Origin of the sequence: Helicobacter hepaticus ATCC 51449 (genome assembly GCF_000007905.1) — a bacterium.
GTDB classification, from domain to species: Bacteria; Campylobacterota; Campylobacteria; order Campylobacterales; family Helicobacteraceae; genus Helicobacter_C; species Helicobacter_C hepaticus.
Map to the genome: position 1 here is coordinate 292,310 of NC_004917.1, position 24,135 is coordinate 316,444.

Below are 24,135 nucleotides of genomic sequence, written 5' to 3' on the forward strand. Positions count from 1 at the left end.
CCTCCCCACCTTTAACGACTAATCCTTTAGAATCTATCACTACTTCTACTCCACTAGCTTTAATAATAACACAATCTCCCCTTGATATATTTTTGTAGAATATTTATTAAATTCTTCTAAAAGTTCATTGGCATTTATAAGCGACAAACAAAACAAACACACAATTATTTTTTTCATATTATTCCTTTATTATTTAAAGTAGTCTATCACTTTATTACTGCTATAAAGATAAAGTTCTTTTCCATTAAAATAACATTAATGTCATACAACATTATTGCACCTCCTTTTTATACACATCTCCCCACTCAAATATCGTTTGGTTACCACACATTGTGCTACAAAAAGAATCAGGTGAATCAAAGGCTTTCTCATCTCTTGTAAATACGATGCCTTGCGGATTTTTCTTGATATAAATTTTACAATTTACAAAATCCTCGTCATCATAATAAGCTATGGCTTCTTGTCGTGATTTTATCTGCAACTTCAAACTTATATCACATTGGTGCATATCATTAAACTCGCTTTTATGTAACAAAGCAAAATATGAGGCTTCACAAGTATTATTTTTACATTTTTGTATCTCAAAGCTCCCCATATAAAGATTTTTTTGTAACTCATAAGTCCCAAGCCACGCATTGCTTATATACATTGTGTAGGTTTGTAGCTCTTTGATTCTACTTTGCAAAAGCTCTTTTAGGCATTCTTTAGATTCGCACCTCTCTCGTGTTTTAAGCCAAGATTTTTGAGAATCTAAGAATGCTTTTTTGCCATTCTTATCAAGCTTTGCTTTTGTCTCTTGATAACTTTTAAAGATTTGTCTATCCAAATTCTGCAAATTCCCACTCTCATCATTACATATCATCTTTTCTACTTTTGTGGTAGCCTTAGCACAATCAAAGCTAGGTTTAGATTCTTGTGGGGATTGAGCGTTAAGATAAATGCCTAAAACTATACAAACACCTAAACTTACTAGAATCTTTTGCATAAAACCTCCTATTTACTTCAATAAGTGCATTTTAGTTCTCTCTTATTACCCTCTAAAAGATAAATGCGTGTTGTTGGATAAATAAAATCCTTATCCTCAAAAAATCTCCCATTCAAGAGAGTAATATAATTTTTACCTTGAAACTCTATAACCCCATAAGATAATTCGCTTAGTATAGGCATAAAACCACGTTCATTTGCAGGATAAAATTCTAGTCGTTGTGAAATTTTATTACTTGGCAGAGCATATGTAGTTAGTGCCGCACAAGCCTCCTCGCTATTTATGCAAACATTTTCAATGGTTTTTGCTCCACTAAAATGCAAATCATCGCCATAGATTCTATCACTTACTTTTTCATCTAGCTTACCATTTTTATATATCCAAAGCACTCCAAAATAGCTCCCTATTGTGATAATTACCTTTTCTAATGCCCCATCATTATCAATATCAATCTGTCTTTCATAGCTTTTAGGAAACTCTATGTATGGAGATTTTTCACGAATGGCTTTTGCCACTTCATCTTTTTTAATCTCGCCATTTTGTGTGCAAAAAGAATCAAAAAAGACATCTCTATTGTTTCGTCCAAAGGCACACAAGCCTACGCTAAAAGGCGGATGAGTAGATGGGTGGATTTTTCTCCATTTGCTCTCATCAAATTTGTCTTTTCTTGCATACTCACACAGCTCTTTATTGTTAGAATCTAGCACTTCTCCCAAAAGCTTGAGTAGATGCGTAATGCGTATTTTATAAGATTTTTTTAAAAGATTGGAGGACGAATCGTATTGTAAATTTTTTTTAAGAAATGCTCTTTGTGATTCTAAAATTTCCTTAAGTTTTTGGTCTTTATCGGGAAACTTAGAGATTTTTAACTCTTTTTTTAGCTGTGTGTAGACTTCAGTCATATACCTATCAAGATTCTGTAATTCCCCACTAGAATCCTCACATATCATCTTTTCTACTTTTGTAGTAGCCTTAGCACAATCAAAGCTAGGTTTTGCTATTTCGCTTGATTGGGCATTAACTAAACTTATCAATACTGCGATAAAAAAGAGAATTTTAAATATATTTTTATATAGCATAATGGATTCCTTTCATTTCCCAATCACTCCGCCTTTACCTCCCCACCAAACTATAATGCAAGAAAATTTTGCATTATGCGTTTGCCCTGCTCTTGCAAAATAGACTCTGGGTGAAATTGCACTCCATAGCTTTGGTAACCCTTTGCTTTAAGAGCCATAAGCACCCCATTTTCACTATATCCTAATGCCTCACATTGCCCTAATTGACTTACATAGAGTGAATGATATAGAGCAATTTTTATTCCTTGCTTTACCCCCTTAAATAAAGAGTTTGGCGTGAAATGAAAATGCGCTATCTTGCCGTGTGTAGGATTTGCAATAGAAACAACCTCGCCTCCAAATGCTTGAGCGATACACTGATGTCCCAAACAGATTCCTAGAATCTTCTTATATGGGGCAAAATGCCTAATTGCCTCCAAACACACACCAGATTCTAAAGGGTGGCTTGGACCGGGAGAGATGATAAGATGAGTGATAGAATGCTTTTTGCAAAGCTGTTTTAGCTCCAATAAAGATGTATCATTTGGCACAACAAATGACTTTGTGCCACATTCTTTAAGCAAATAAAGCACATTATATGTAAAAGAATCATAATTATCAATGAGGAGCACTTTTGATACTTTTTGCTTCATTTTACCCCTCTTTCAAGCTGCACTTCTACCACTCCTCGCACAGAGTTTATACAGTAGATTCTCTGTGCTTTTGCAAGATGTTTGCGTTTTAAAGTTTTTTCCTTTATCGCTCCACTTTGGAGCAATGCTTGAGCCAAAGTGCCACCAAGCAATCCACTTTTGCGCTTTGGTGTATAGAATCTCCCCTCTATCTCAAGCACAATATTACTTCGCGAACCCTCGCATAGCTCACCTTTTTGGTTAAAATACAGCACATCAAACACCGCTCTACATTCTATGAGTTTTATAGAATCTGCAAAATGGTTGCGTTGCGTGGATTTATGGTATAAAAATATATTATGTGAATTAAGCGTGTGTTTAGACAATATAACACGAGTGCAAGCACAAGGCACAAAAGGCTTTATCTCAAGAGCATACGCGCCATTTGGCATAAGACTTAAGCGCAATATTGCTCGCTCTTTTGGCATTTGTTGTTTGCAAAGTTGAAAAAATGCCTGTGTTTGCTTGATACAATCTCGCTTGTGTAATGCTTGAATGTGTGGGAATTCAATCTTTGGATATAAATGCGAGTGTGCAAAGGAAGCAGTAAATGCACTAAATTTGCTGCAAAGGAAGCCAAATTTACGCGCAGAGTGCAAAAGTCGCTCTAAATGCTCTTGGAGTAAAAAAATGCGTCCATTTTCAAAAAGCATTGTTTCAAAGAGCGCAAAAGATTCTAAAGGGGTGGGTTGCAAAAAACTTGCTTTAAGCTTTAATTCGGCAAACTCACTCTCACATACAGAATCCCACACTACCCCACTTCCCACACCATAGCGATAAAAGTCCTCATCTGCACATTTAAAAAGTGTGCGAATAGGCACACAAAAGGAAGTATGTTGATTAGAAATCACACCTAATGCGCCACAATATACGCCTCTTTGGCGAGATTCTAAACTATGGATAATTTCCATTGTTTTAAGCTTTGGTGCACCTGTGATAGACCCACAAGGAAAAAGAGCGCACACAATCTCACGCAATGAAGTCTGTTTGGATAATCTCCCCTGCAAAGTAGAGACCATTTGATGAAGTGTGGGATAAGTCTTTATCTTGCATAGATTTTTTACTCGCAAGGAGCTAGGCTTGATAATTTTGCTCAAATCATTACGCAATAAATCTACAATCATCATATTTTCGCTACGATTTTTGCTATCTTGCTGCAATGTGTGCTTTTGTATAACATCTAGCTTATGTGTTTTGGCTCTTTTTATTGTGCCTTTCATTGGTTGAGTGGTAATTGTGCGATTTTTTACCTCAAAGAAAAGCTCGGGTGAAAAACATAGAATCTCACCAAATGCGTTTTTAATGTAGGCTTTGTATGCGGTGTTTTGATAAGAAAGAATCTGCTTAAAAAGCTGCTTGGGCTGCACTTGAGAACAAAGCTTTAGCTCGTGAGTATAGTTGATTTGATAACTCTCACCTTTTAAAATATGCGTTTTTATGCGTGTAAATCCGCTCTTGTAACCCTCATAGTCAAGCCCTTGCAAAAGAAATAGCGGTAATTGAGTGTGATGTGTCTTGTTAAAAAGATTTTTAAGCTTACGTCTTTTGGCAAAAAATACAAAATAAAGCAAGGGTTGCCTATGTAAAGACATTGTAGCGCATATACGCTCATAGAGATGATGATATGCTTTTGCTTGATGAGCTTGGAGAGCCACGCCTGCTTCATAAGTCATATACCCGACAAAATAGCCTTTTTGCTTTGATTTAAGAGTAGATTCTATGCACTCTAGCGCATTCAAAACGCCTTGCACATCAAAAGCAGTGAGTTTTCTTAAAGGATTGCTATAATAAAAGTTACCATAAATCATTGCATAATGCTATCTTAAAGCATTAAATATTTAAACCTATTCATACTCTTTCCCCACGCTCTCTAAATATTCTTTTAGCTGTGGTTTTTTTGTATAATTCTACTTTTTCAAATCATAAAGGAGACAAAATGCAAAAAGAGGGAAAACCAAATAAAGCAGCAAAAGCGCAAACTCTTCTATCTCTCATACTAGAAAACGATAATATGAGTGAGGAAGCCATAATTGCATATCTTAAAGCCAATGTCAAAAATGCCAAAAAAGAAATCAAAGCTGCACTCAAGCATATAGAAGATTGTGCTTATGAAATGACAATGAATAATGATTACGAAGAGTATGAACTAGAATATGAAGATGAGACAGGCATTCCCGCATCTGAATGTGATAGCAATGACTTTCAAAGGTGGTTTGAAGATAAATTGCTTGACGAAGATTTAGCCAAAATCCGCACACTTTTAGAAGAGCTAATGAATGAAAATTTGCAGCTAAGGCTAGATTCTCAAGTCAATGCAAATAGCGCACAAAGCCCAAAAGAGCTCATAGAGGCAATACAAAACTATGAAGTGCTAAAGGCTTTAAATATCTTGCAAATTGGGCAGATAGAGAGAAAACGCATTGGCAAAGATCTTTTAAAAGTGTGTGATAAAGCCATAGACTCTCTTATTGATGTTGTCGTAGAAGATTCAAAAGGCGGCAAAGAAATTGGGAAAGACATTAAAGGCGCATTTTCAGAATTTATTGAGGTAGATTACAATAGACAAGGATTTAAAGATTATAGCGGCGAAGCACGAAAGCAACTCAAAAAAAGCAGTGTATATAAGCTAAGGGAAATTTTAGAATCTATCACAAAAGGTAAGAGTATAGAATCTGCCCTCCACAACTCTGTCTTTTATGACAAAAAAGGCAACTTTAAGCCAAAGCATAAGGAGTTATCATTTATCCCACTTAACACTTTTGAGCTAAAAGTTCTTGTAGAGATTGAGGAAGTAAATCTTGGGCAAATTGATTTAAGCTATATCAAAAGCCTTGCTGCGCTCTTTGCTGATTATGCTTGGTGGCGCACAAATAGAAAAGATTTTAGCGGTATAGAGCAATGGGATACGAGTAAAATCAATGATATGTGCAAGCTTTTTACAGGGTTGAAAGACTTTAGGGCAGATTTAAGCAAATGGAATGTCTCAAGTGTGAAAAACTTTAATAGTATGTTTGAAGATTGTGAATCTTTTGAGAGTGATTTAAGCAAATGGAAGCCCAAAAAAGCAGAGGATATTGCCTTTATGTTTAGCGAGGCAAAGTCTTTCACAAGTAATTTAGATGCTTGGAATCTAAGTAAGGAATTGGTAGAAAAAGCAAAATATCTTTTTGAAAACTGCCCGTTATCACAAAATCCGCCATCGTGGTATAAAGCCGTCTTTGATATGGATAATCCAAGTGTGGCATTGCTCTATAAACTCGTAAAGATAAGAGACTACGCCCGCGCAAAAGAATGCTTTTCAAAGCTACAAACTCTAAGCAAAGAGGAATACATAGAATGTGCAAGGCTTTGCTTTTATACAGAGCCGGGAGTAATAAGCACAGCACTCCCTGATAAAGATTTTTTCACTGCCCTTGTCAATCAAGCAAAATCACAAAATATACACATTCCTATCAGCAATGAGGTAATGCAAAAATGTCTGCGATTTGGGAAATTAGAATATGCGAAGTATTTAGTAACGCTTGGCTATAAGGTTACTATTGATAAACAGAATAATTTTGGCGTATATGTAGCACTTAAATCAAACCCAAAACAAGAAGTGCAGGATATTCTGCGCTTCTTTGTGCAAAACTTAGGCAATGAAATCAATGAGAAGTTTTTTGAAGCACTTGGCTTTAATCCTGAAACTAGGGGTTCTAGAGATAACTTTAATGAAAAAACACTTGATATATTTTTTAAGGAGCTTTTAGCACACTACCCTAAAGAAATTTTCACTGATAAAAAAATGTTGGGTTTTTTTATTAATACGGATTTAATTTACATACTTTTTAATAATGGCATAGAGGTGGATTTACAAGGGGTGGAAATTAACCCTAGAGCTATTGATTATTACCTTGATAAATACTTGCCAAAATTTTTAAAATTTTTAGAGCTTCATCTTTTACAAGCAGATACTATAGTTGAACATTATATTTATTATCCAAGAGATACTTTCGTGAAAGTGAGTGTTTTGCTTTTGTTTCTCGATGAGTTCAAAAATAAACTTACAAACAATAATATCCAAAAAATCTTAAAGCAGTTTGCAAAAAATGGCTTTGATGTGGAGAAGCTTGGCACTTATGAGGGGAAAAACCTTTATGAAATATTAGAGGATAGCAAGTATAAAGAGGAGATTTTATCCTTACTAAAGATAAAATGATGTAATCCTTTACATTCACACATTGAGGAGCTTTTGTGCTAAATCTTTCGCACCTTTGAAATCCACCTTACCCGAGCCAAGCACGGGGATAGATTCCACTCTTAGAATCTTAGATGGCTTAAAAAGTGCTGGGATTTGCGCTTCTTTGATAATTTTTTCTATTTTTTCACATTCTGTCTTTTCACAGCTCACAAGAAGAATGACACTCTCGCCCTTTTTGCTATCATCTATCGCTGTGGCAACATATTTAAGCCCATCATCAATCTCATATTTTTTGATAAGCTTTGCAATCTCCTCTTCAATCCCACCAAGACTTACCATTTCCCCACCAATTTTTGCAAAACGCGAATATCTATCCACAATATGAATGAATCCATCGGCATCTAAATGCCCCTTATCGCCACTTTTATACCACCTAATCCCATCAATTTCTACAATCACTTCTTTGGTTTTTTCCTCATCATTGAGATACCCTACCATTACTTGATGTCCGCCGATAAGTATCAGCCCGTCCTCGCCCACAGGCATTTCCTGCATAGTATTTGGCTCAACAATTCTAATGGCACTTCCGGGCAAAGGCATACCCACGCTGCCCTCCTTACTTGCTTTATGCAATTCCCAATTATCCACATCAAATTCACTCGGTAGATTCACACTTGCCACAGGTGTAGTCTCTGTCGCACCATAGCCCTCATAGATTTCTTTATTAAACTTCATCACAAAGGCTTCTTTTACATCTTTTTTGAGTTTTTCCGCTCCTGCTACCACAAGTCGCAAAGAATCAAACATAAGCTTATCTACCTTATTACTACGCGCATAAATACCCAAAAACGTAGAAGTGCCGCACATCACACTCACTTTGTTTTTTGCTATTGCCTTAGCAACGCCTACCGCATCAGTTGGGTCTGCGTGTGTAACAGAGAGCATACCCTCAAGCAAAGGCATAAGTGTAGTAACGGTTAAACCAAAGGCGTGAAATGGTGGCAAAGACGAAAGCATAGAATCCCCATCGCGCGCGTGAATGACATCAGAAATTTGCAAAATATTGCTCATAATATTTAAATGTGAAAGCATTACACCTTTTGGCTTACCCTCACTCCCACTACTAAAAAGAATTGCGGCTATATCTGTGTTTTTCTGCGCTTTTATATAAAACCATTTAAGCATAAAAGAGGGCAATAAAATCGCTTGAGCCATTTTACACACAAAATCAAGCTTATTTGCTTTAACCTTATCAACTAAATCCTCCATATATAACACTCTCACATTTTGCGAGAAATTTAAACTCACGCCCTTGCCTTCAAGTTTATCCATAAATTTTTGTGAAGTATAAATTGTCTGAATTTGTGCGGATTTAATAGCAGCATCAATCGCCTTTTGTCCAGCCGTGAAATTAAGATTCACAATGGTTTTTGTCGCCATAAGCAAAGAAAGATTACATAATGCACTTGCAAGTGAGGCAGGAAGTATAATTCCCACATTTTGCTGCTCCTTTGTCTGCTCTGCAAAAAGCTTAGAGAGAATAAGTGTAAGGCTAAGCATTCGCGTATAACTCATAGAACCACTTAGGCTATCTATAATAGCCACTTCACTTCCCCACTTCTTTGCAGAATCTACCCACGCCTTGCCAAGTGTAGGCAAGACTTCGCATTGAGATTTCCACGCGCTAAAAGATAACTCAAACACTTTAGCCTTAACCTGCTGTGCGTTAGAGTGAATATCTAAAGATTCTCCAAAAGCAATCGTGATATTGCGTTTAGCAAAGCTTTTGCGTCTTTCTTGGAATCCTTGATGAGAGTGTGAAAATGCACTCCCCCATAAACCGCGTATATAAAAGGGCAATATTACAGCTTGATTTTCATTTACATTTTTAGCAGCAAGTTCAAAGCCATTTTTAAAGGTATTTAAATGCCCGTGTCGCGATATTGCACCTTCGGGAAAAATACATACCATATGCCCTTGTATGAGTTTTTGTGCAATAGATTCTAAAGCTTTTCTGCTTCCGGCATTTGAGACAGGAATCACACCAAAAAAATCAAGAAAAATGCGTATATACCACCTATCATAATAACTCCGCTCCATTACAAAATACACCTTACGCGGTAGTGCCAACTGCACCATAGCCCAATCTATGAAAGATATATGATTGCCAAGTAATAATACGCCGCCTCGTTCAGGGACATTTTCAAAACCCTCTACATTTAAGCGGTATCTTTGAAAAAATGCAAGAGTAACGAGCATTCTTACAAGCGAAAAGGGCAAAAGCTTCACAACATAAATTGCCCCACACAATGCGACAATCATACAAAAATAAAAAAGATACACTACATCAATATTACCTAAAGATACAAGAGTGCCTATAAGCAAAAATAAAAGCATAGCAATATTTTGCACGAAATTATTACCTGCTAGAATCTTGCCCAACTCACCCTCTTTGGCGTGGAATTGTATTAAAGCATTAAGCGGAACTATAAAAAGTGCGCCACCCACACCAAAAAAGAAAAAGAGCACAGCATAAGATGTAAGAGAAGAAAAACTTAAAATCAGCATAGTAGTTATACAAATAAATCCTGCCCCAATAGGGATAAGCCCTGTTTCAATATATTGCTTTGAAAATCGCCCCGCAATAATAGAGCCTATAATAATTCCAAAGCCCGAACAAGCAATAATCATCTGCACCTTAAAGGTATTTAACTCCGCAAAAGTCATCTTTACATAAGTCGGAAAAGTCGCTAAAAGTAATTGAGAGATAGACCAAAATACAGCTATGCCTATTACAGATAACCAAATATTACGATGAGAAGTGAGTAATTTAAAATTTGCTTTTAATAAAGAACCTCTCAAATATGCTTCCTTATCAAAAACCTCTTGTGTGCGTTGCGTAAGTGTGGGAAGGGTATAGCATAAATATAATTCTATTAGAGCACACGCAATAAGCACAAAACCAAGCGGAGCGACACTTTGCAAAATCTCACCTTTTTGTGCTAGGAATCCTAAATCACTCAAAGCATACAAAGATTCAAATAGAAGTGAGAAAACGCTCATACCTGCTAAAATAGCTACAATCGCCACTGCCTGTATCACACCATTTCCCCACGCAAGTAAATCCTTACCTACCAAATCTTTGATAAAGCCATATTTTGCAGGAGAATAAATCGCCGATTGAGCTGCCATAAACAAAGTAGCTATAAAAGCAAACCAAAAATAACCAAAAAAATAACACAACGCAATAATGATACTAAGCAACAAGCCAAACCACGCACATATACGCATAACAACATTTTTAGGATATTTATCAGCCAAGAAACCAGAAGGAGAAAAAAGAAATATAAAAGGAAGTAAGATAAGTGCGTTAATAACGCTTGTTAAGAGTGTAAGTTCGCTTCCATCATAGACTTTATAAATTGTATTTTGAATAGTGATTTTATGCCCTAAATCCATAAAGGCATTGATAAATGCTATAAGAATAAAAAATGTAAAACCTTTAATCTTCCATATTTTATTCATTAGTATCTCCTATTTTACATCTTTAGAAGAAGTTATTTATTTTAGCTTTTATCAACTATCGCTCACTTAGTATCTTGATTTTCCCATTTTCTACGAGCACATACATATCTTTTTGCCCCGCAGAGCTAAAACTTGGCTTACCATTAAGAAAAGCTTTATAGTCTTGGAAAAAACTTATACGATACATATTGCGATGTGATTCATTTGGATAAATAGATACATTGATATGAGAAATGCGTATATTTTTGCTTTCATTTTTAGCAAAAATATTTTTCTTATGCTCTCTGAAAGATTTAAAACTCATACCATCGGGGCGAAAAAAATTTTTTTCATCATAAAAATTTAAATAAGTTTGCAAATCATTTTTTTGCCACGCATTTTTCCATTGATAGAGTTGAGAAAGCACTATTGAGAGCTCATCTACACTTGTGGGTTTAAATATTCCCTCATAGGTAATGAGCATAGTTTTTTTCCAATCAATAATTTTGTCATACTTTTTCAAAAGCTCATTATCAATAGCAATGCACCCGCGCGTATTAATATCCTCTCTATTACCATTTAAAGGCAATCCGTGAATCCAAATCCCACCACCTGTTTTTTTTAGAGACTGGTCATACACATTAGGATAATTTGTAGAAAATGCCAAAGGTCCATAATATTGGTCTAATCCTGTAAGACGAGCATTTAAATCATAAGAGCCAATGGGCGTTGTCAAATCACCCTCTTTTTTCTTATTACCCTTACCTTTTGCAACAAGTGCTGGTGAGTTGCCAATCTCTTGGAGTTTAGAATCTTTAAGCTGATAGAGTTGGAGCGATGGGGTAGATTTATTTGATACAAACAAAAATTTCAAATCTTCAAAGTATCCATACTCTGTGGCGTTTTCTTTGAGATATTCTGCCCAATACTCTTTATCTGACAAATAACTCTCAAGCTTAGATTCTATCGCACCTATACCATTTTTTTTGTATTCATTAACTAAACCTACAAGCTGCATATCTAAAGCATAAATATGCTCCATAAAGCTTAGTGCCAATATACACCAAAGCACCCTGCATAATTTCATTATCTTGCTCCTTTAACTCATTATAAGGTGAAATCATATCCTATTTTTTTCAATGTATCCCTTTGTTTGCTCCAACCTTTATATACCTCAACATCAAGCTTTAAAAAAATCGCTTTAGAGCTAAGAGATTCTATCTTTTGACGCGCGCACTTACTAATGCGTTTGATACTGCTGCCTCCTTTGCCGATGACAACGCCTTTTTGACTTGATTTTTCCACAATAATATGAGCAAAGATTCTATCTTGCTCTGCACTTTCTTCAAATTTTTTAATCACCACATCAGCCTCGTATGGAATCTCATCACTTAGATTCTCAAATAAACTCTGACGAATCATTTCTTTATAAATCTCTTTGAGCGAAGCATTAGAGAGTATCTCTTCATCATACAAAAACGGCGAAAAAGGTAGATGTGAAGCAATGGTATGCAATATTTTTTCTCTATCAAATCCTTTTTTCACGCTTACAGGTAATAATTCTAAAAAAGTATCGCTAAAGCGTTGATATTGAGCAATTTTATGTAAAATCTCTTCATTTGTGCAAGTATCAATTTTACTTAAAAGTAAAATATGTTTTTTGCCTTGAGAAAGCTCTAAAAAATGCTCATAATGCCCTATATCATCGCTTACAGGAGCAAGATATAATGCCATATCATAATCACTTAGAGCCCTAAGAGCTTGAGAGAGCATATATTGATTGAGCAATTTTTCTTGATGATGAATACCCGGCGTATCCACAAAGATAATCTGTGCATTGAGTGGTGCATAAGGCACGATGAGTTGGAGTTGCTTGCGCGTAGCATTTGCCTTATGCGAAACAAGTGCGAGATTCTCTCCCAAAAGATGATTAAGCAAAGTAGATTTTCCAGCATTTGGTCTGCCAAGTGTCGCTACAAATCCCGCACGAGTTGGCAAGGTTTGATTACTTATGGATTCTATTTGCATTTACTTGTTGCTTTAAACTAAAGAATATAACGTGCTAAATCAATATTTTCCACCAAATCCCCAAGACGCTCTCTTACCATATCGCCCGTGATTTCTACTTCTTTGCCTTTGTAAGTATCCACATCAAAGCTAATATCCTCTAACACGCGCTCAATAGTCGTATGCAATCGCCTTGCGCCAATATCCTCTGTGCGTTGGTTAGCATTATGTGAGAGACGTGCAAGCTCCCTAATTGCTTCATCACTAAATTCAAGCCGAATATCCTCTGTATCAAGCAAAAGCTGATATTGACGCAAAAGAGAACTTTTAGTTTGAGTGAGAATCTGATACAAACTCTCCTCATCAAGCATACTTAACTCCACGCGCAAAGGAAATCGCCCCTGCAATTCTGGAATCAAATCACTAGGCTTACTCAAATGAAATGCCCCTGCAGCAATAAATAAAATATAATCTGTCTTAATTTGCCCATATTTAGTATTGACTACACTCCCCTCAACAATAGGGAGTAAATCTCTTTGCACTCCCTCTTTACTCGGGTCTTGCCTTGAGCCATCTTTGCTCCCCACAGCAACTTTATCAATCTCATCAATGAAAATTACGCCATTTTCTTGCGCGCGCCTTAATCCTTCTGCCCTTATACTCTCTGCATCAAGCACAGATTCTATAGCTTCATAAGCAAGTGCCTCTTTGGCTTCTTTGACGCTCATTTCTTTTTTTATCTTATCTTGGCTGACATTAAGCACCTTAAAAATAGATTCTTGGACTTTTATCATATCTGGAGGCATATTTTCATCATTAAACTGCGAAATAGGTTTCTTACTTATCTCAATCTCAATCATCAAATCATCAACCTCACCCTTTATTACACGTTGCTTCATTTTGGTAAAGCTCATATCATATTCGCTTTTTTTTGCTTCACTTACGCCGCTTGGTAAAGGTGGGAGAAGCTTTTGAGTAATTTTTTCAATAATATAATCATTAATTTGCGCTTGAGCCCTCTGCCGATGCTCATTTTCTACAAGATTCACACTCGCAAGCACCAAATCCCGCACCATAGATTCTACATCACGCCCCACAAAGCCTACTTCAGTGTATTTACTTGCCTCAACCTTAACAAAAGGCAATCCCATCATTTTTGCCATACGGCGAGCAATTTCCGTTTTTCCCACACCAGTAGAACCTATCATAAGAATATTTTTAGGCGTAATTTCATCTTGCACTTCCTTATCAAGCTTCATTCGACGATAACGATTTCTTAACGCAATAGCTACTGCCTTTTTAGCATCATTTTGTCCTATAATATATCCATCAAGATATTCTACAATTTGTTTTGGTGTCATATTTTCTTTCATCTGCACTCCAATGTTATAATTCTAAAATTTTGATGTTTGTATTTGTGTAGATACATAACTCTCCTGCAATAGCTAAAGAATGCTCTACAATCTCTCTCGGAGGTAAAGAAGCATAATTATGTAAGGCGCGCGCCGCACTCAGAGCATAATTCCCACCACTACCGATAGCGGCAATTGTGCCATCTTCTGGCTCTACTACATCGCCTGTGCCACTTAAAATATAAATATGCTCGGTATTAAGCACTATCATCATTGCTTCAAGTTTGCGCAAATATTTATCCTTGCGCCATTCTTTGCTAAATTCTAATACACTCCGCACCAAATCGCCCTTACGCCCCTCCAAAATGCGCTCAAACATATCAAAAAGGCTAAAAGCATCAGCAGTAGAACCTGCAAATCCACTTAGAATCTCTCCATTATAAAGTGTGCGGATTTTTGTTGCATTATTTTTTAGCACACAATTTCCAAAAGTTACTTGTCCATCTCCACCGATAATAGCACATTTTTTGCCATTATACTCGCCTTTATAACCAAGTATAGTTGTTGCTTCAAACATTTTGTATCCTTTTATTATTGTGCTTTAATCTCAAGTTTAAGTGTAGCGTTAATGCCCTGCCCAAGCTTGACTTGCACTTCAAAATTACCTGTATGTTTAATCGCTTGAGCAATCTCAATATGCTTCTTATCAAGGCTTACTTTATGCTCCTCTAAAGCAAGAGCAATCTCTTCTTTTGTGATAGAACCAAAAAGCGTATCATTCGCACCTACCTTTTTATGCAGTGTGAGCGTGAGAGATTCTATTGTTTTTTTCATTTGCTGCATTTCAGCCTTTTCAAGCGCAGCAAGCTCCTCTGCTTTGCGTTGCTGGGCTTTATATTTATTGATTACCTCATTTGTAGCGCGTTGAGCCTTGCCCTTAGCGATAAGAAAATTTTGCCCATAACCATCTTTTACTTCAACAATCTCGCCCTTTTTACCAAGCCCTTGCACATTTTCCAAAAGTAGAACTTTCATATTTTCTCCATTGCGTTATAATTGCGATGTGAAATTATAACTAAAAGTGGCAATATTATGTTAAAAGCTTTGAAAGATTCTTATCCATTTGCCCGCGCAATTCATATTCAGCACAAAGCCATTAAGTATCCTCGCTTGATTATCAAAGCCGATTTATCCTTATTTGTGCGTGTGCCACTTAGATTCCCTATGCAAGAATTACAAGCCTTTATCCGCAAACACCACAAATGGATAGAATCCACTCTTTTAAAACTCCACGATTGCAACGCACACACACAAAGCATTTTACAAGCCCATAGCGATGAGATTCTTATCTTTGGCTCTTGGCAAAGATTATCCTCCTTAACCTCATTCTATTCACACGCTCAATCTCTCCTCACCTTATCACCACAGAATCTAAAAGCACCACTTAAATCCATACTTTTGGATTATATCTGCTCTCGTGCGCCTCAAATCGCTGCGACTATGGGAGTGCAATATCAAAGTATCAAAATTACAAATGCTCTTACTCGCTTTGGGAGCTGCACCTATGATAATCGTTTGTTTTTCTCTTTTATGCTTATTTTTGCGCCAAAAGAGCTCATTGATTATGTCATTATCCACGAGCTCGCACATATTCGTTACAAAAACCATTCACAGGATTTTTGGGATTTTGTGCAAAGATATTGTCCAAATGCTAAAACTCATCGTGCACAACTACGCAAACACGCTAAATTCTACCCTGCTTTATTACAAAGACTTTCTTTATAAATCTTTTTTATTTTCCTAGTCTCCGCAACCTCTTTTCCGCTCCATCAAAGAACATAAGTTTTATTTGTGAAGTATGAATATAACCTATGATTGCTTTATGCACATCTTTTATACGAGGTGGAAAATACAACACTTTTATCCATTTATCATTTGCATTATTAAAAGAAAATTTCTTATCAATGAAATACTGCCAAGATTTGCGTGTATTATAAATACCAATAATCAATACATCTTCTTTATCTTTCGTATAAATGCGCTCTAAAATCTTACCATTTGGAGTTTCTCGCAGATTCACAAACTCATCTGTTACGCTTATCTCATAACCTGTTAGTCCTAGCATCAATACATTTTCATACGCGTCTCTATTACTTGGTTTTTCAGAGATTTTTTTGATAGTGAGATTTGACACATTGATTTTATCATAACTGCCACCACTACAAACGTGACGCTCATATTTAAGTGCTACTAAATCGCTATGTGGCACAATATTTCCTGCACTATCACCATCAAATATAACACGTTCCTTTCTATTTTCTATTTCAAAACTCACTTGAAATCTCACCTCGCCAAGCAATCCATCTAAAAACCATTTGGGCAAAAGATTCTCTATTTGTTTTATATCCTTATCTGCCACACTTAAACGCGCGGTTTGTAAAAATGAAAAACCACTTCTTTTTGGATAAAAGATTGAGGACATCGTTTCATTGTCACTACACTCACTAGGTTCTATGTTTGCAAAAACAATTTCACCGCTTAAGCTCAAAGGCTTTATAAGCTTGTAATATGCATAGGAATCTCCTGCTGCGTCATTATTACCCTTGCAAAGTTGTGTCTTGCCATTGAGCTGCCCCCAATTACAACCCTCCAAAAGCTTAAAATATGTAGAATCTACCTCATCGTTTGCCACCAAAAAACTAAAAGCAAAACAAAAACCCACAATAACCTTAAGCAAACCCTTCATTAATTCCTCCTATTGATTTGATAATCTCACAAATTCCTCTAGTATAGCAAAAACGCGTTTAGATTCTATAATGTCTCTTGCTAAAAAATATCCCTCTTTGATACTCTGCGCTTTATCTGCAAGGTATAACGCTGCACCGGTATTAAGTGCAACAAGCTGCGTTTTAGGAGAGCGTAATGACTGGGGTGAAGCAGAAAAAATATCAAGGCTAATGCGCTTATTTTCCTGCACATCTCCTCCACAAAGCTCTGTATAAGGGACAAAATCAAGCCCTATCTCACTTGGATTAAATACATAGCTTTTAATCACACCATTATTGAGCTCTGTAATTTGTGTGGGTGCGCAAAGCGAAATTTCATCATAATAATCAAATCCGCTTACAACCATTGCCCTTTTTATACCCAAAATATCAAGTGCGCGCGCCATAATCTCGGTATATGCCTTATCAAATACACCAATAAATTGATGTGTAACATTTGCAGGATTTGCTAGAGGACCGATAAGATTAAAAGCTGTCTTAAAGCCTAGTGTTGCCCTTGCAGGAGCAGCAAATCGCATAGCAGCGTGAAACTTTTGAGCAAACAAAAATGTAATACCAATATTTTTATAAACATCAATACAAGTTTGCACCTCCATATTGATATTTACGCCAAGTGCGCTTAGCAAATCTGCCGAACCAGACTTTGAAGTAATCGCCCTGTTGCCGTGTTTGATAATCTTTACTCCAGCAGCTGCGAGAAGCAATGCACTTGTGGTAGATACATTAAAGGTTTTATGAGGAGAGCCTCCTGTGCCTACCATATCAAGACGCACCTCATTGCTTAGTGGTAAAGGAAAGGCAATGGCTTTTTTCTTCAATACACTTGCAAATCCCGCTAACTCCTCCGCATTCACGCCTTTAATCTCAAGGCTTGTCAAAATACTGCCAATTTGCGCATCACTCATATTGCCTTCTGTAATTTCGTCCATTACATCATAGGCTTGTTTAAAGCTAAGATTTTCACCCTTTAGAGTGCTTTTGAGATATTGCTTGATAGGAATAATCTCACGCGTATAGTGCAAGAAATTTAAAAGCATTTTCTCACCCTCTGTTGTGCCAATAGATTCAGGGTGGAATTGCACGCCCACAAGATGATGAATCTTATGTTCAATCGCCATAATTTCTCCATCTTCACTCCACGCACTCACTTCAAAGCAATCAGGTAACTCATTTGCCTTGCCTACAAGTGAATGATAACGCACAATAGGTGTAAGCGGTGTGATATGCCTAAAAAGCCCTTTTTGGTTATGATGAAGAGGCTCAACTTTGCCGTGTGCAATATTTTTGGCATTGACAATATCCATACCAAAAGCTGCCATAATCGCTTGATGTCCTAGACAAATTCCTAAAATGGGATACACACCTTGAAACTCCTGCACGATTTGGATAGAAATCCCTGCTTCTTTTGGTGTTTTTGGACCAGGACCAATAATGATATATTGAGGATTTAGCTCTCTTATCTCTTCGATACTTATCTTATCACTGCGCACTACCTTTATAGGAAAGCCAAAGCGATAAAATGCTTGATAAATATTATAAGTAAAAGAATCATAATTATCAATGAGCAAAATCATCATTTATTCCTTGTCTATATTAAACATATCAAGCTGTGAGCGGACTTTATTTTGTGTCTCCATATACTCTGCACTTGGAATAGAATCTTGCACCACACCCGCACCAGAGCGCATATAATACATACCATTTTGATACACCGCTGTGCGAATAGCAATAGCAAAATCCATATCTTCATCATAAGTGAAATACCCTATCGCACCGCCATACACACCTCGTGCGTGAGATTCTAAAGATTCTATGGTTTTGATTGCCTCAATTTTTGGCGCACCACTTAATGTGCCTGCAGGAAAAACAGATTTAAACGCATCAGCTTTGCTAAAATGCTTAGAATCTAGCTCTCCTTGCACTTCGGATACAATGTGCATAACACGCGAATATCGCTCAATTTTATTACGCGCTATTACTTTTACACCTCCACCTACACTTACTTTACCCGCATCATTACGAGCTAAATCAAGTAACATTAGATGTTCTGCATTTTCTTTTTCATCATTTAAAAGCTCTGTTTCAAGCTCCAAATCTTGCGCCACACTCTCACCTCTAGGACGTGTGCCTGCAATTGGACGAAGTGTAAAAAATGATTGTCCTTGCTTGCTTTTAAGCCTTAGCATAATCTCCGGACTCGCTCCAAGTATCACAAAATCATCAAAATTATAATAAAACATATAAGGACTAGGGTTTTGATGGCGTAAATTCCGATAAGCTTGAAGCGGAGAAAGTGAAGAGCGAATCTGCATATATTGACTTGGCACACATTGGAGTAAATTTCCCGCATAAATTGCCTTTTTGATTGCCTCCACCATAGATTCATATTCTTGCTGCGAAGTAGCACTCACACACTCAAAATCTGATTTTTGCATAGAATCTAATCCATTTTGTGGCACTAAAGTGGCAAGACTATGTGCAATATGCTCTATTCGCTGCTTAGTTGAGTGCTCTTCTCTCTCGTGTGCATAGCCCACACTCACAATATGCAATCTATCAAAAAGATGGTCAAAAATTAAAAAATCTCGTCCAAAGATAAATGCACATTCAGGCGCATTATAGAGGGAGGGATTCTTAAATGTTACCTCTTCAATCTCTGCAAAAAATTCATAACCGATATATCCTGCTCCGCCAAGAGGCAAAGGCAAATGAGCAGGAATACTATCAGTAGGATTTGGTGCAAGAGTGCGCACAAGAGCGAGAGATTCTAAAAAACCAGCTTTATGTGTGGGAGGTAGAGAAATAGAATCTAGTGGCGTATAGTCTGCTAAAGCCTCATATAAAGGGATTTTTTGCCCTTGCGTATAAAGAAAATGTGCACCACATTCTTTGTAGATTCTAAAAGCTTCGTTTAAAATCACAATGGAAAATCTATCTTTGCCTGTTTCGTTATAAGCAGATTCTAAAAGCACTTTTGCATTCAGTGAGCCAAGCACTGCCAAAGGGGTAAGATTATCGCACAATATTTCTTTATGAGCTATTGAGGCTATGCGTGAATTGCTAAAATCAAACATCATTTTTCCTTAAAACCATCGCATCATACTTTAACGCGAATGCAACTCAACTATCTCCACGCCTTGAGGCGGCACAAAAACAAATTTTTTATCGCTGATAGCCCCATTGAGCTTGACATTTTTTAGTTTGAGCGTTGTTTTTACGCCCATAGAATCTACAAATTCAATGCGTTCTGGCTTTTGTGCTTTATCTATAAAAAGCACATATTCTATACCATCAACTTTCGTATGATATGTGCCATCATTATGCTTTTTAGCGGATTTAAGGATAGAGAGAAAATCTGCTTTATCCTTTAAACGTGAATGGCTTACTTGCTCTAAACGCGGCTCATACATAATAACTTCATTTTTATTCATATAAATTTCTTTTTGCAAAGGCGCTTTATAATCCCATTTAACCTTACTTGGCATTTTTCCTATGATATGTCCCTCATAACGAGTAGGCACACCATCTTCGTTCACAGCAATCTGTTCAAAATCCGCTTCTATGCTCTGTAAATTCTCGCCCCACGCAAAAAGTGTCATACATAAGCTAGTAAATACAAGCACATAACGCCTTAAAACTTCCATTATCTTATCCTTAAGTCTAAAATTTAAGAGCAAGATTTTACCGAAAGTATGCTAAAATTATGCCCAATTTTTCAAGGTTTATTCCGCTAAACCCAATTTTGCTAAAAAGGCTTATCTATGTTGCAAACTCTTATTTCAAAATTTCTTGGCTCACGCAACAATAAACTCATTAAACATTATCTTAAAGAAGTCCAAGCCATTAATGCTTTAGAATCTACTTACAATACTCTAAGTGATGCACAACTGCAAGAGGCTTTTATGCAATTAAGAAAACTTATCCAAAATGGCGAAACCTCACTTCAATCAATTCTACATAAAAGCTTTGCAATCACACGCGAAGCAAGCAAAAGAGTGCTAGGTATGCGGCATTTTGATGTGCAACTTATCGGTGGTATGGCACTTAATGATGGACGTATCGCTGAAATGAAAACAGGAGAGGGCAAAACGCTTGTGGCAACTCTTGCAGTATGTCTTAATGCACTCTGTGGTAGGGGTGTGCACGTTGTAACAGTTAATGATTATCTTGCCAATAGAGATGCCAAAGAATTAGAACCACTTTATAATTTTCTGGGCTTTGAAGTAGGTATTATTACAAGTGAAGTCCGCGATGATAATGAACGTTTGCAAGCATATGCGTGTGATATTGTTTATGGCACAAATAATGAATTTGGCTTTGATTATTTGCGAGACAATATGAAATATGACCTTTCTCAAAAAGTGCAAGGAGAGCACTATTTTGCGATTATTGACGAGGTAGATTCTATCCTTATTGATGAAGCACGCACACCTCTTATCATCTCTGGACCTGTTAATCGCACACTTGAACACTACCAGCTCGCCAATAGCGTAGCTCAAAGGCTCAAAAACGAAGAAGATTTTAGCATTGATGAAAAAAATCGCGTTATTCTCCTCAATGAAGAAGGCATTAAAAAGGCTGAGAGTCTTTTTAAAGTAGATAATCTTTATAGTATTGAAAATGCTGCACTCTCTCATCATCTTGACCAAGCACTCAAGGCAAATTATCTTTTTATTAAAGATAAAGACTATGTTGTGCAAAATGATGAAGTAGTCATTGTTGATGAATTTACGGGGCGTTTAAGCGAAGGCAGACGATTTAGTGAGGGATTACATCAAGCAATTGAGGCAAAAGAAAAGGTTGATATTAAAGAGGAAAGTCAAACACTTGCAGATATTACTTTCCAAAATTATTTTCGTCTTTATGAAAAGCTCTCTGGTATGACAGGTACAGCGCAAACAGAAGCAAGTGAATTTTTGCAAATTTACAACCTTGAAGTAGTGAGTATTCCTACAAATGTCCCTGTGCAGCGCAAAGACCTCAATGACCTTATTTATAAAAGTGAGAAAGAGAAATTTAATGCTGTTATTGACAAGATTCAAGAGCTTTACAAAAAAGGGCAGCCTGTCCTTGTAGGAACTGCAAGTATTGAAAAAAGTGAGATTCTCCACGAACTTCTTAAAAAACATAGAATCCCTCACACTGTCTTAAATGCCAAACAGCACACCAAAGAAGCCGAAATTATTAAAGACGCTGGAGTAAAAGGCGCAGTAACAATCGCTACAAATATGGCAGGACGCGGTGTAGATATTAAAATCAATGACGAAATACGCGAACTTGGCGGATTATATATTATTGGGACAGAGCGACACGAAAGCCGCCGCATTGATAACCAATTACGCGGAAGAGCTGGGCGACAAGGCGACCCGGGCATTAGTCAATTCTATTTGAGCCTTGAAGATTCGCTACTTAGAATCTTTGGGAGTGATAAGATTAAGGGCATTATGGAGCGTCTTGGGCTTAAAGAGGGCGAACATATAGAATCTGGACTTGTTACGCGTTCAGTAGAAAGTGCACAAAAAAAGGTAGAAAATCTCCATTTTGAATCACGCAAGCATTTGCTTGAATATGATGATGTTGCTAATGAGCAACGCAAAGCTGTATATAAACTACGTAACGAATTGCTTGATGAAAATTGCTCATTGCAAGAGCGAATTAGCACTAATCGCGAACTCACTGCGCAATCTATGCTTTATAAAGCCCAAATTTTACCCGGCGATGATAGCAGTAATTTCAATATAGATTCACTCAAAGCACAAATCAATGAAGAGCTTGGGCTTGAGATTGGAAATTGTGAGAATCTTGATTATGATGAATTACTTGAAAAACTCATTACACAAATGAATACAGCCTATGAGGAAAAAATGTCAAAACTTGAAGAATCTCAACGCGCCCAAATTGAACGTATTATTTACTTACAAGTGCTTGATAGCTCGTGGCGGGAACATCTTTACACAATGGATAATCTTAAAACAGGCATAGGGCTTCGCGGGTATAATCAAAAAGACCCGCTCGTTGAATACAAAAAAGAAAGTTATAATCTTTTCTTAGAATTTGTAGAGAATCTTAAATTTGAAACAACTAAAATGCTACAAATTATCCAATTAAGAGACAAAGAAGAGGAAGTAGCAAATAAAATGATAAAAAATTTGCAAGATGAACTTGAAGAAAACTTGCAAGATTTAAATACCAATATGGATTCTACACCTGTGCGAAAGAACAAAATTGCACGCAATGACCCTTGTCCTTGCGGTAGTGGCAAAAAATACAAAGTATGCCACGGCAAAAGCGGACCTAAAAGTGGATTACTTGCATAAATGAAGACACTTATTTTTTATCTCTTGCCCCGTTATTTACGTTTTGACAAAACACAACCTTTCATTTCTATCACGGCACTCTTAGCATTTTTTGGTGTGGGTATTGGCGTTATGGTGCTTTGTGTAGCAATGGCTATTATGAATGGTATGACAAAAGAATTTGAACGCAAACTCTCTATTATGAACTATCCTCTAAGCATATATTCTACTACCTATGAGGGTGTAGATGCAAATATACTTCAGGCACTCAAAGCGCATTTTCCTCAATTTCTTTTTAGTCCTTATTTGCGTTATCAAGCTGTGGGCAAAATAGGCAATACAATGAGTGCAGCTATGGTTTTTGGTGTAGATATGCAAGCAGAATCCCAAATCAATGCTGTTGTCAAAAAAGCTTTTAAAACTTCTCAAAATTCCGATACGGAATTTAAAAAAAATATTGAATCTTTTATGCAAAAAGAGTTTTCTATTCTTATAGGAAAAAGTATGGAGGAAAATTTCGGATTAGAATCTGGCGATAAACTTGATTTATTTTTTACCCAACTTGAACCATCAGGATTTAGCTACACACCTATTAATAAACGTTTTAGTATTGCAGGATTCTTTGAATCTGGTTTGAGAGCGTATGATGAAGCTTATGTATATACAAATTTAAGCGCATTACAAAAGATTCGCCATCTTAATGAGGGCATATATGATGGGATTCACATATACACACCAAATCCTATGCAAGATATTCATAGCATTAGCGATTTTCTTAACACACAATTTCCCTATCGCGCTGGAGTTGAGGGCTGGTGGCAACAAAATGGCAATTTTTTCTCGGCGTTAGAGCTTGAAAAACGCGCACTTTTTATTGTGCTTATGCTTATCATTGTAATGGCTGCTCTTAATATCATTAGCTCTTTACTTATGGTTGTAATGAATCGCCGCAAAGAAATTGCTCTGCTCCTCTCGCTTGGAGCAAGTAGGCAAGAGATTAAAAGTATATTTTTTTGGGTGGGAAATACTATCGGTTTAAGTGGTATAGCGCTTGGGATTATTCTCACAGGTATAGCAATGTATGTGCTTGATACTTTCCCCATTATCTCGCTTCCCGCAGATGTATATGGTAGCTCTAAGTTACCGCTAGACTTATCTTTGATTGACTTCTTGCTTACAATTATAGGGGCAATTTTTATCGTATGCCTTTCCTCTTATTATCCTGCGAGAAAAGCTTCCTTAGTAGATACCTTGCAAGTTTTACGCAATGAATAA

At 36.7% G+C, this 24,135-nt stretch carries 18 protein-coding genes; 4 read left to right on the forward strand and 14 right to left on the reverse strand.

From position 1 onward, the window contains the following. Positions 1-271: 271 nt before the first annotated feature. The 4 genes from HH_RS01500 to HH_RS01515 are packed head-to-tail and all read right to left on the reverse strand — an operon-like array spanning position 272 to position 4,543. Positions 272-985, reverse strand: a complete 714-nt coding sequence (locus tag HH_RS01500) for a lysozyme inhibitor LprI family protein (RefSeq protein ID WP_011115144.1) — start codon at positions 983-985, stop codon at positions 272-274. A 17-nt stretch (positions 986-1,002) separates the two neighbouring features. Further along, a complete protein-coding gene (locus HH_RS01505; RefSeq protein WP_041308948.1) occupies positions 1,003-2,064 on the reverse strand; it encodes a lysozyme inhibitor LprI family protein in 1,062 nt (353 codons plus the stop codon). Positions 2,065-2,114: 50 nt separating this feature from the next. Then, a complete protein-coding gene (locus HH_RS01510) occupies positions 2,115-2,696 on the reverse strand; it encodes an anthranilate synthase component II (protein ID WP_011115146.1) in 582 nt (193 codons plus the stop codon). After that, positions 2,693-4,543, reverse strand: a complete 1,851-nt coding sequence (locus tag HH_RS01515; protein ID WP_011115147.1) for a bifunctional chorismate-binding protein/class IV aminotransferase — start codon at positions 4,541-4,543, stop codon at positions 2,693-2,695. Before HH_RS01515 ends, HH_RS01510 begins: the two co-directional genes overlap by 4 nt. Positions 4,544-4,671: 128 nt before the next feature. On the opposite strand from HH_RS01515, the gene HH_RS09145 reads away from it, so the two are divergent. Next, the gene (locus HH_RS09145) at positions 4,672-6,933 is read left to right on the forward strand and encodes a BspA family leucine-rich repeat surface protein (protein WP_011115148.1); all 2,262 of its coding nucleotides are present in this window, start codon (positions 4,672-4,674) and stop codon (positions 6,931-6,933) included. 15 nt (positions 6,934-6,948) lie between these two features. On the opposite strand, the gene HH_RS01525 is transcribed toward HH_RS09145, so the two are convergent. Genes HH_RS01525 through rplI form a run of 6 tightly spaced genes read right to left on the reverse strand, consistent with a single transcriptional unit; the run spans position 6,949 to position 14,813 of the window. After that, complete coding sequence (locus HH_RS01525; RefSeq protein ID WP_414843397.1) at positions 6,949-10,446, reverse strand: acyl-[ACP]--phospholipid O-acyltransferase; 3,498 nt, start codon at positions 10,444-10,446, stop codon at positions 6,949-6,951. A 49-nt stretch (positions 10,447-10,495) separates the two neighbouring features. Then, the gene (locus tag HH_RS01530) at positions 10,496-11,506 is read right to left on the reverse strand and encodes a L,D-transpeptidase Cds6 family protein (protein WP_041308950.1); all 1,011 of its coding nucleotides are present in this window, start codon (positions 11,504-11,506) and stop codon (positions 10,496-10,498) included. A gap of 20 nt (positions 11,507-11,526) precedes the next feature. After that, entirely contained in the window at positions 11,527-12,447 is a 921-nt protein-coding gene (gene era, locus HH_RS01535; protein WP_011115151.1) for a GTPase Era, read from the reverse strand. 17 nt (positions 12,448-12,464) lie between these two features. Continuing rightward, positions 12,465-13,787, reverse strand: coding sequence for an HslU--HslV peptidase ATPase subunit (gene hslU / locus HH_RS01540; protein ID WP_414843396.1), 1,323 nt, complete (start codon positions 13,785-13,787; stop codon positions 12,465-12,467). Positions 13,788-13,812: 25 nt separating this feature from the next. Beyond that, positions 13,813-14,355, reverse strand: coding sequence for an ATP-dependent protease subunit HslV (gene hslV / locus HH_RS01545; RefSeq protein WP_011115153.1), 543 nt, complete (start codon positions 14,353-14,355; stop codon positions 13,813-13,815). A gap of 14 nt (positions 14,356-14,369) precedes the next feature. Next, complete coding sequence (gene rplI / locus HH_RS01550) at positions 14,370-14,813, reverse strand: 50S ribosomal protein L9 (RefSeq protein WP_011115154.1); 444 nt, start codon at positions 14,811-14,813, stop codon at positions 14,370-14,372. 57 nt (positions 14,814-14,870) lie between these two features. On the opposite strand from rplI, the gene HH_RS01555 reads away from it, so the two are divergent. Further along, entirely contained in the window at positions 14,871-15,563 is a 693-nt protein-coding gene (locus HH_RS01555) for a SprT family zinc-dependent metalloprotease (protein WP_034367073.1), read from the forward strand. A 7-nt stretch (positions 15,564-15,570) separates the two neighbouring features. Here the strand turns inward: HH_RS01555 and HH_RS09150 are convergent, their stop codons facing one another. The 4 genes from HH_RS09150 to lolA are packed head-to-tail and all read right to left on the reverse strand — an operon-like array spanning position 15,571 to position 20,208. Continuing rightward, complete coding sequence (locus HH_RS09150; RefSeq protein ID WP_011115156.1) at positions 15,571-16,524, reverse strand: hypothetical protein; 954 nt, start codon at positions 16,522-16,524, stop codon at positions 15,571-15,573. Positions 16,525-16,533: 9 nt separating this feature from the next. Further along, positions 16,534-18,138, reverse strand: a complete 1,605-nt coding sequence (locus HH_RS01565; RefSeq protein ID WP_011115157.1) for a bifunctional anthranilate synthase component II/anthranilate phosphoribosyltransferase — start codon at positions 18,136-18,138, stop codon at positions 16,534-16,536. 3 nt (positions 18,139-18,141) lie between these two features. Continuing rightward, positions 18,142-19,638: an anthranilate synthase component I gene (locus HH_RS01570; protein WP_011115158.1), complete on the reverse strand. Its 1,497-nt coding sequence runs from the start codon at positions 19,636-19,638 to the stop codon at positions 18,142-18,144. Positions 19,639-19,668: 30 nt separating this feature from the next. Then, positions 19,669-20,208, reverse strand: coding sequence for a LolA-like outer membrane lipoprotein chaperone (gene lolA / locus HH_RS01575; RefSeq protein ID WP_011115159.1), 540 nt, complete (start codon positions 20,206-20,208; stop codon positions 19,669-19,671). Between the two features lie 117 nt (positions 20,209-20,325). On the opposite strand from lolA, the gene secA reads away from it, so the two are divergent. Then, a complete protein-coding gene (gene secA, locus HH_RS01580; protein ID WP_011115160.1) occupies positions 20,326-22,881 on the forward strand; it encodes a preprotein translocase subunit SecA in 2,556 nt (851 codons plus the stop codon). Further along, positions 22,882-24,135, forward strand: a complete 1,254-nt coding sequence (locus HH_RS01585) for an ABC transporter permease (RefSeq protein WP_011115161.1) — start codon at positions 22,882-22,884, stop codon at positions 24,133-24,135.

Excerpts from the sequence above, each read along its gene's own strand:
- HH_RS01500 (WP_011115144.1), bottom strand. The coding sequence starts at position 985 with ATGCAAAAGATTCTAGTAAGTTTAGGTGTTTGTATAGTTTTAGGCATT.
- HH_RS01505 (WP_041308948.1), bottom strand. The coding sequence starts at position 2,064 with ATGCTATATAAAAATATATTTAAAATTCTCTTTTTTATCGCAGTATTG.
- HH_RS01510 (WP_011115146.1), bottom strand. The coding sequence starts at position 2,696 with ATGAAGCAAAAAGTATCAAAAGTGCTCCTCATTGATAATTATGATTCT.
- HH_RS01515 (WP_011115147.1), bottom strand. The coding sequence starts at position 4,543 with ATGATTTATGGTAACTTTTATTATAGCAATCCTTTAAGAAAACTCACT.
- HH_RS09145 (WP_011115148.1), top strand. The coding sequence starts at position 4,672 with ATGCAAAAAGAGGGAAAACCAAATAAAGCAGCAAAAGCGCAAACTCTT.
- HH_RS01530 (WP_041308950.1), bottom strand. The coding sequence starts at position 11,506 with ATGAAATTATGCAGGGTGCTTTGGTGTATATTGGCACTAAGCTTTATG.
- era (WP_011115151.1), bottom strand. The coding sequence starts at position 12,447 with ATGCAAATAGAATCCATAAGTAATCAAACCTTGCCAACTCGTGCGGGA.
- hslU (WP_414843396.1), bottom strand. The coding sequence starts at position 13,787 with ATGACACCAAAACAAATTGTAGAATATCTTGATGGATATATTATAGGA.
- hslV (WP_011115153.1), bottom strand. The coding sequence starts at position 14,355 with ATGTTTGAAGCAACAACTATACTTGGTTATAAAGGCGAGTATAATGGC.
- rplI (WP_011115154.1), bottom strand. The coding sequence starts at position 14,813 with ATGAAAGTTCTACTTTTGGAAAATGTGCAAGGGCTTGGTAAAAAGGGC.
- HH_RS01555 (WP_034367073.1), top strand. The coding sequence starts at position 14,871 with ATGTTAAAAGCTTTGAAAGATTCTTATCCATTTGCCCGCGCAATTCAT.
- HH_RS09150 (WP_011115156.1), bottom strand. The coding sequence starts at position 16,524 with ATGAAGGGTTTGCTTAAGGTTATTGTGGGTTTTTGTTTTGCTTTTAGT.
- HH_RS01565 (WP_011115157.1), bottom strand. The coding sequence starts at position 18,138 with ATGATTTTGCTCATTGATAATTATGATTCTTTTACTTATAATATTTAT.
- HH_RS01570 (WP_011115158.1), bottom strand. The coding sequence starts at position 19,638 with ATGTTTGATTTTAGCAATTCACGCATAGCCTCAATAGCTCATAAAGAA.
- lolA (WP_011115159.1), bottom strand. The coding sequence starts at position 20,208 with ATGGAAGTTTTAAGGCGTTATGTGCTTGTATTTACTAGCTTATGTATG.
- secA (WP_011115160.1), top strand. The coding sequence starts at position 20,326 with ATGTTGCAAACTCTTATTTCAAAATTTCTTGGCTCACGCAACAATAAA.
- HH_RS01585 (WP_011115161.1), top strand. The coding sequence starts at position 22,882 with ATGAAGACACTTATTTTTTATCTCTTGCCCCGTTATTTACGTTTTGAC.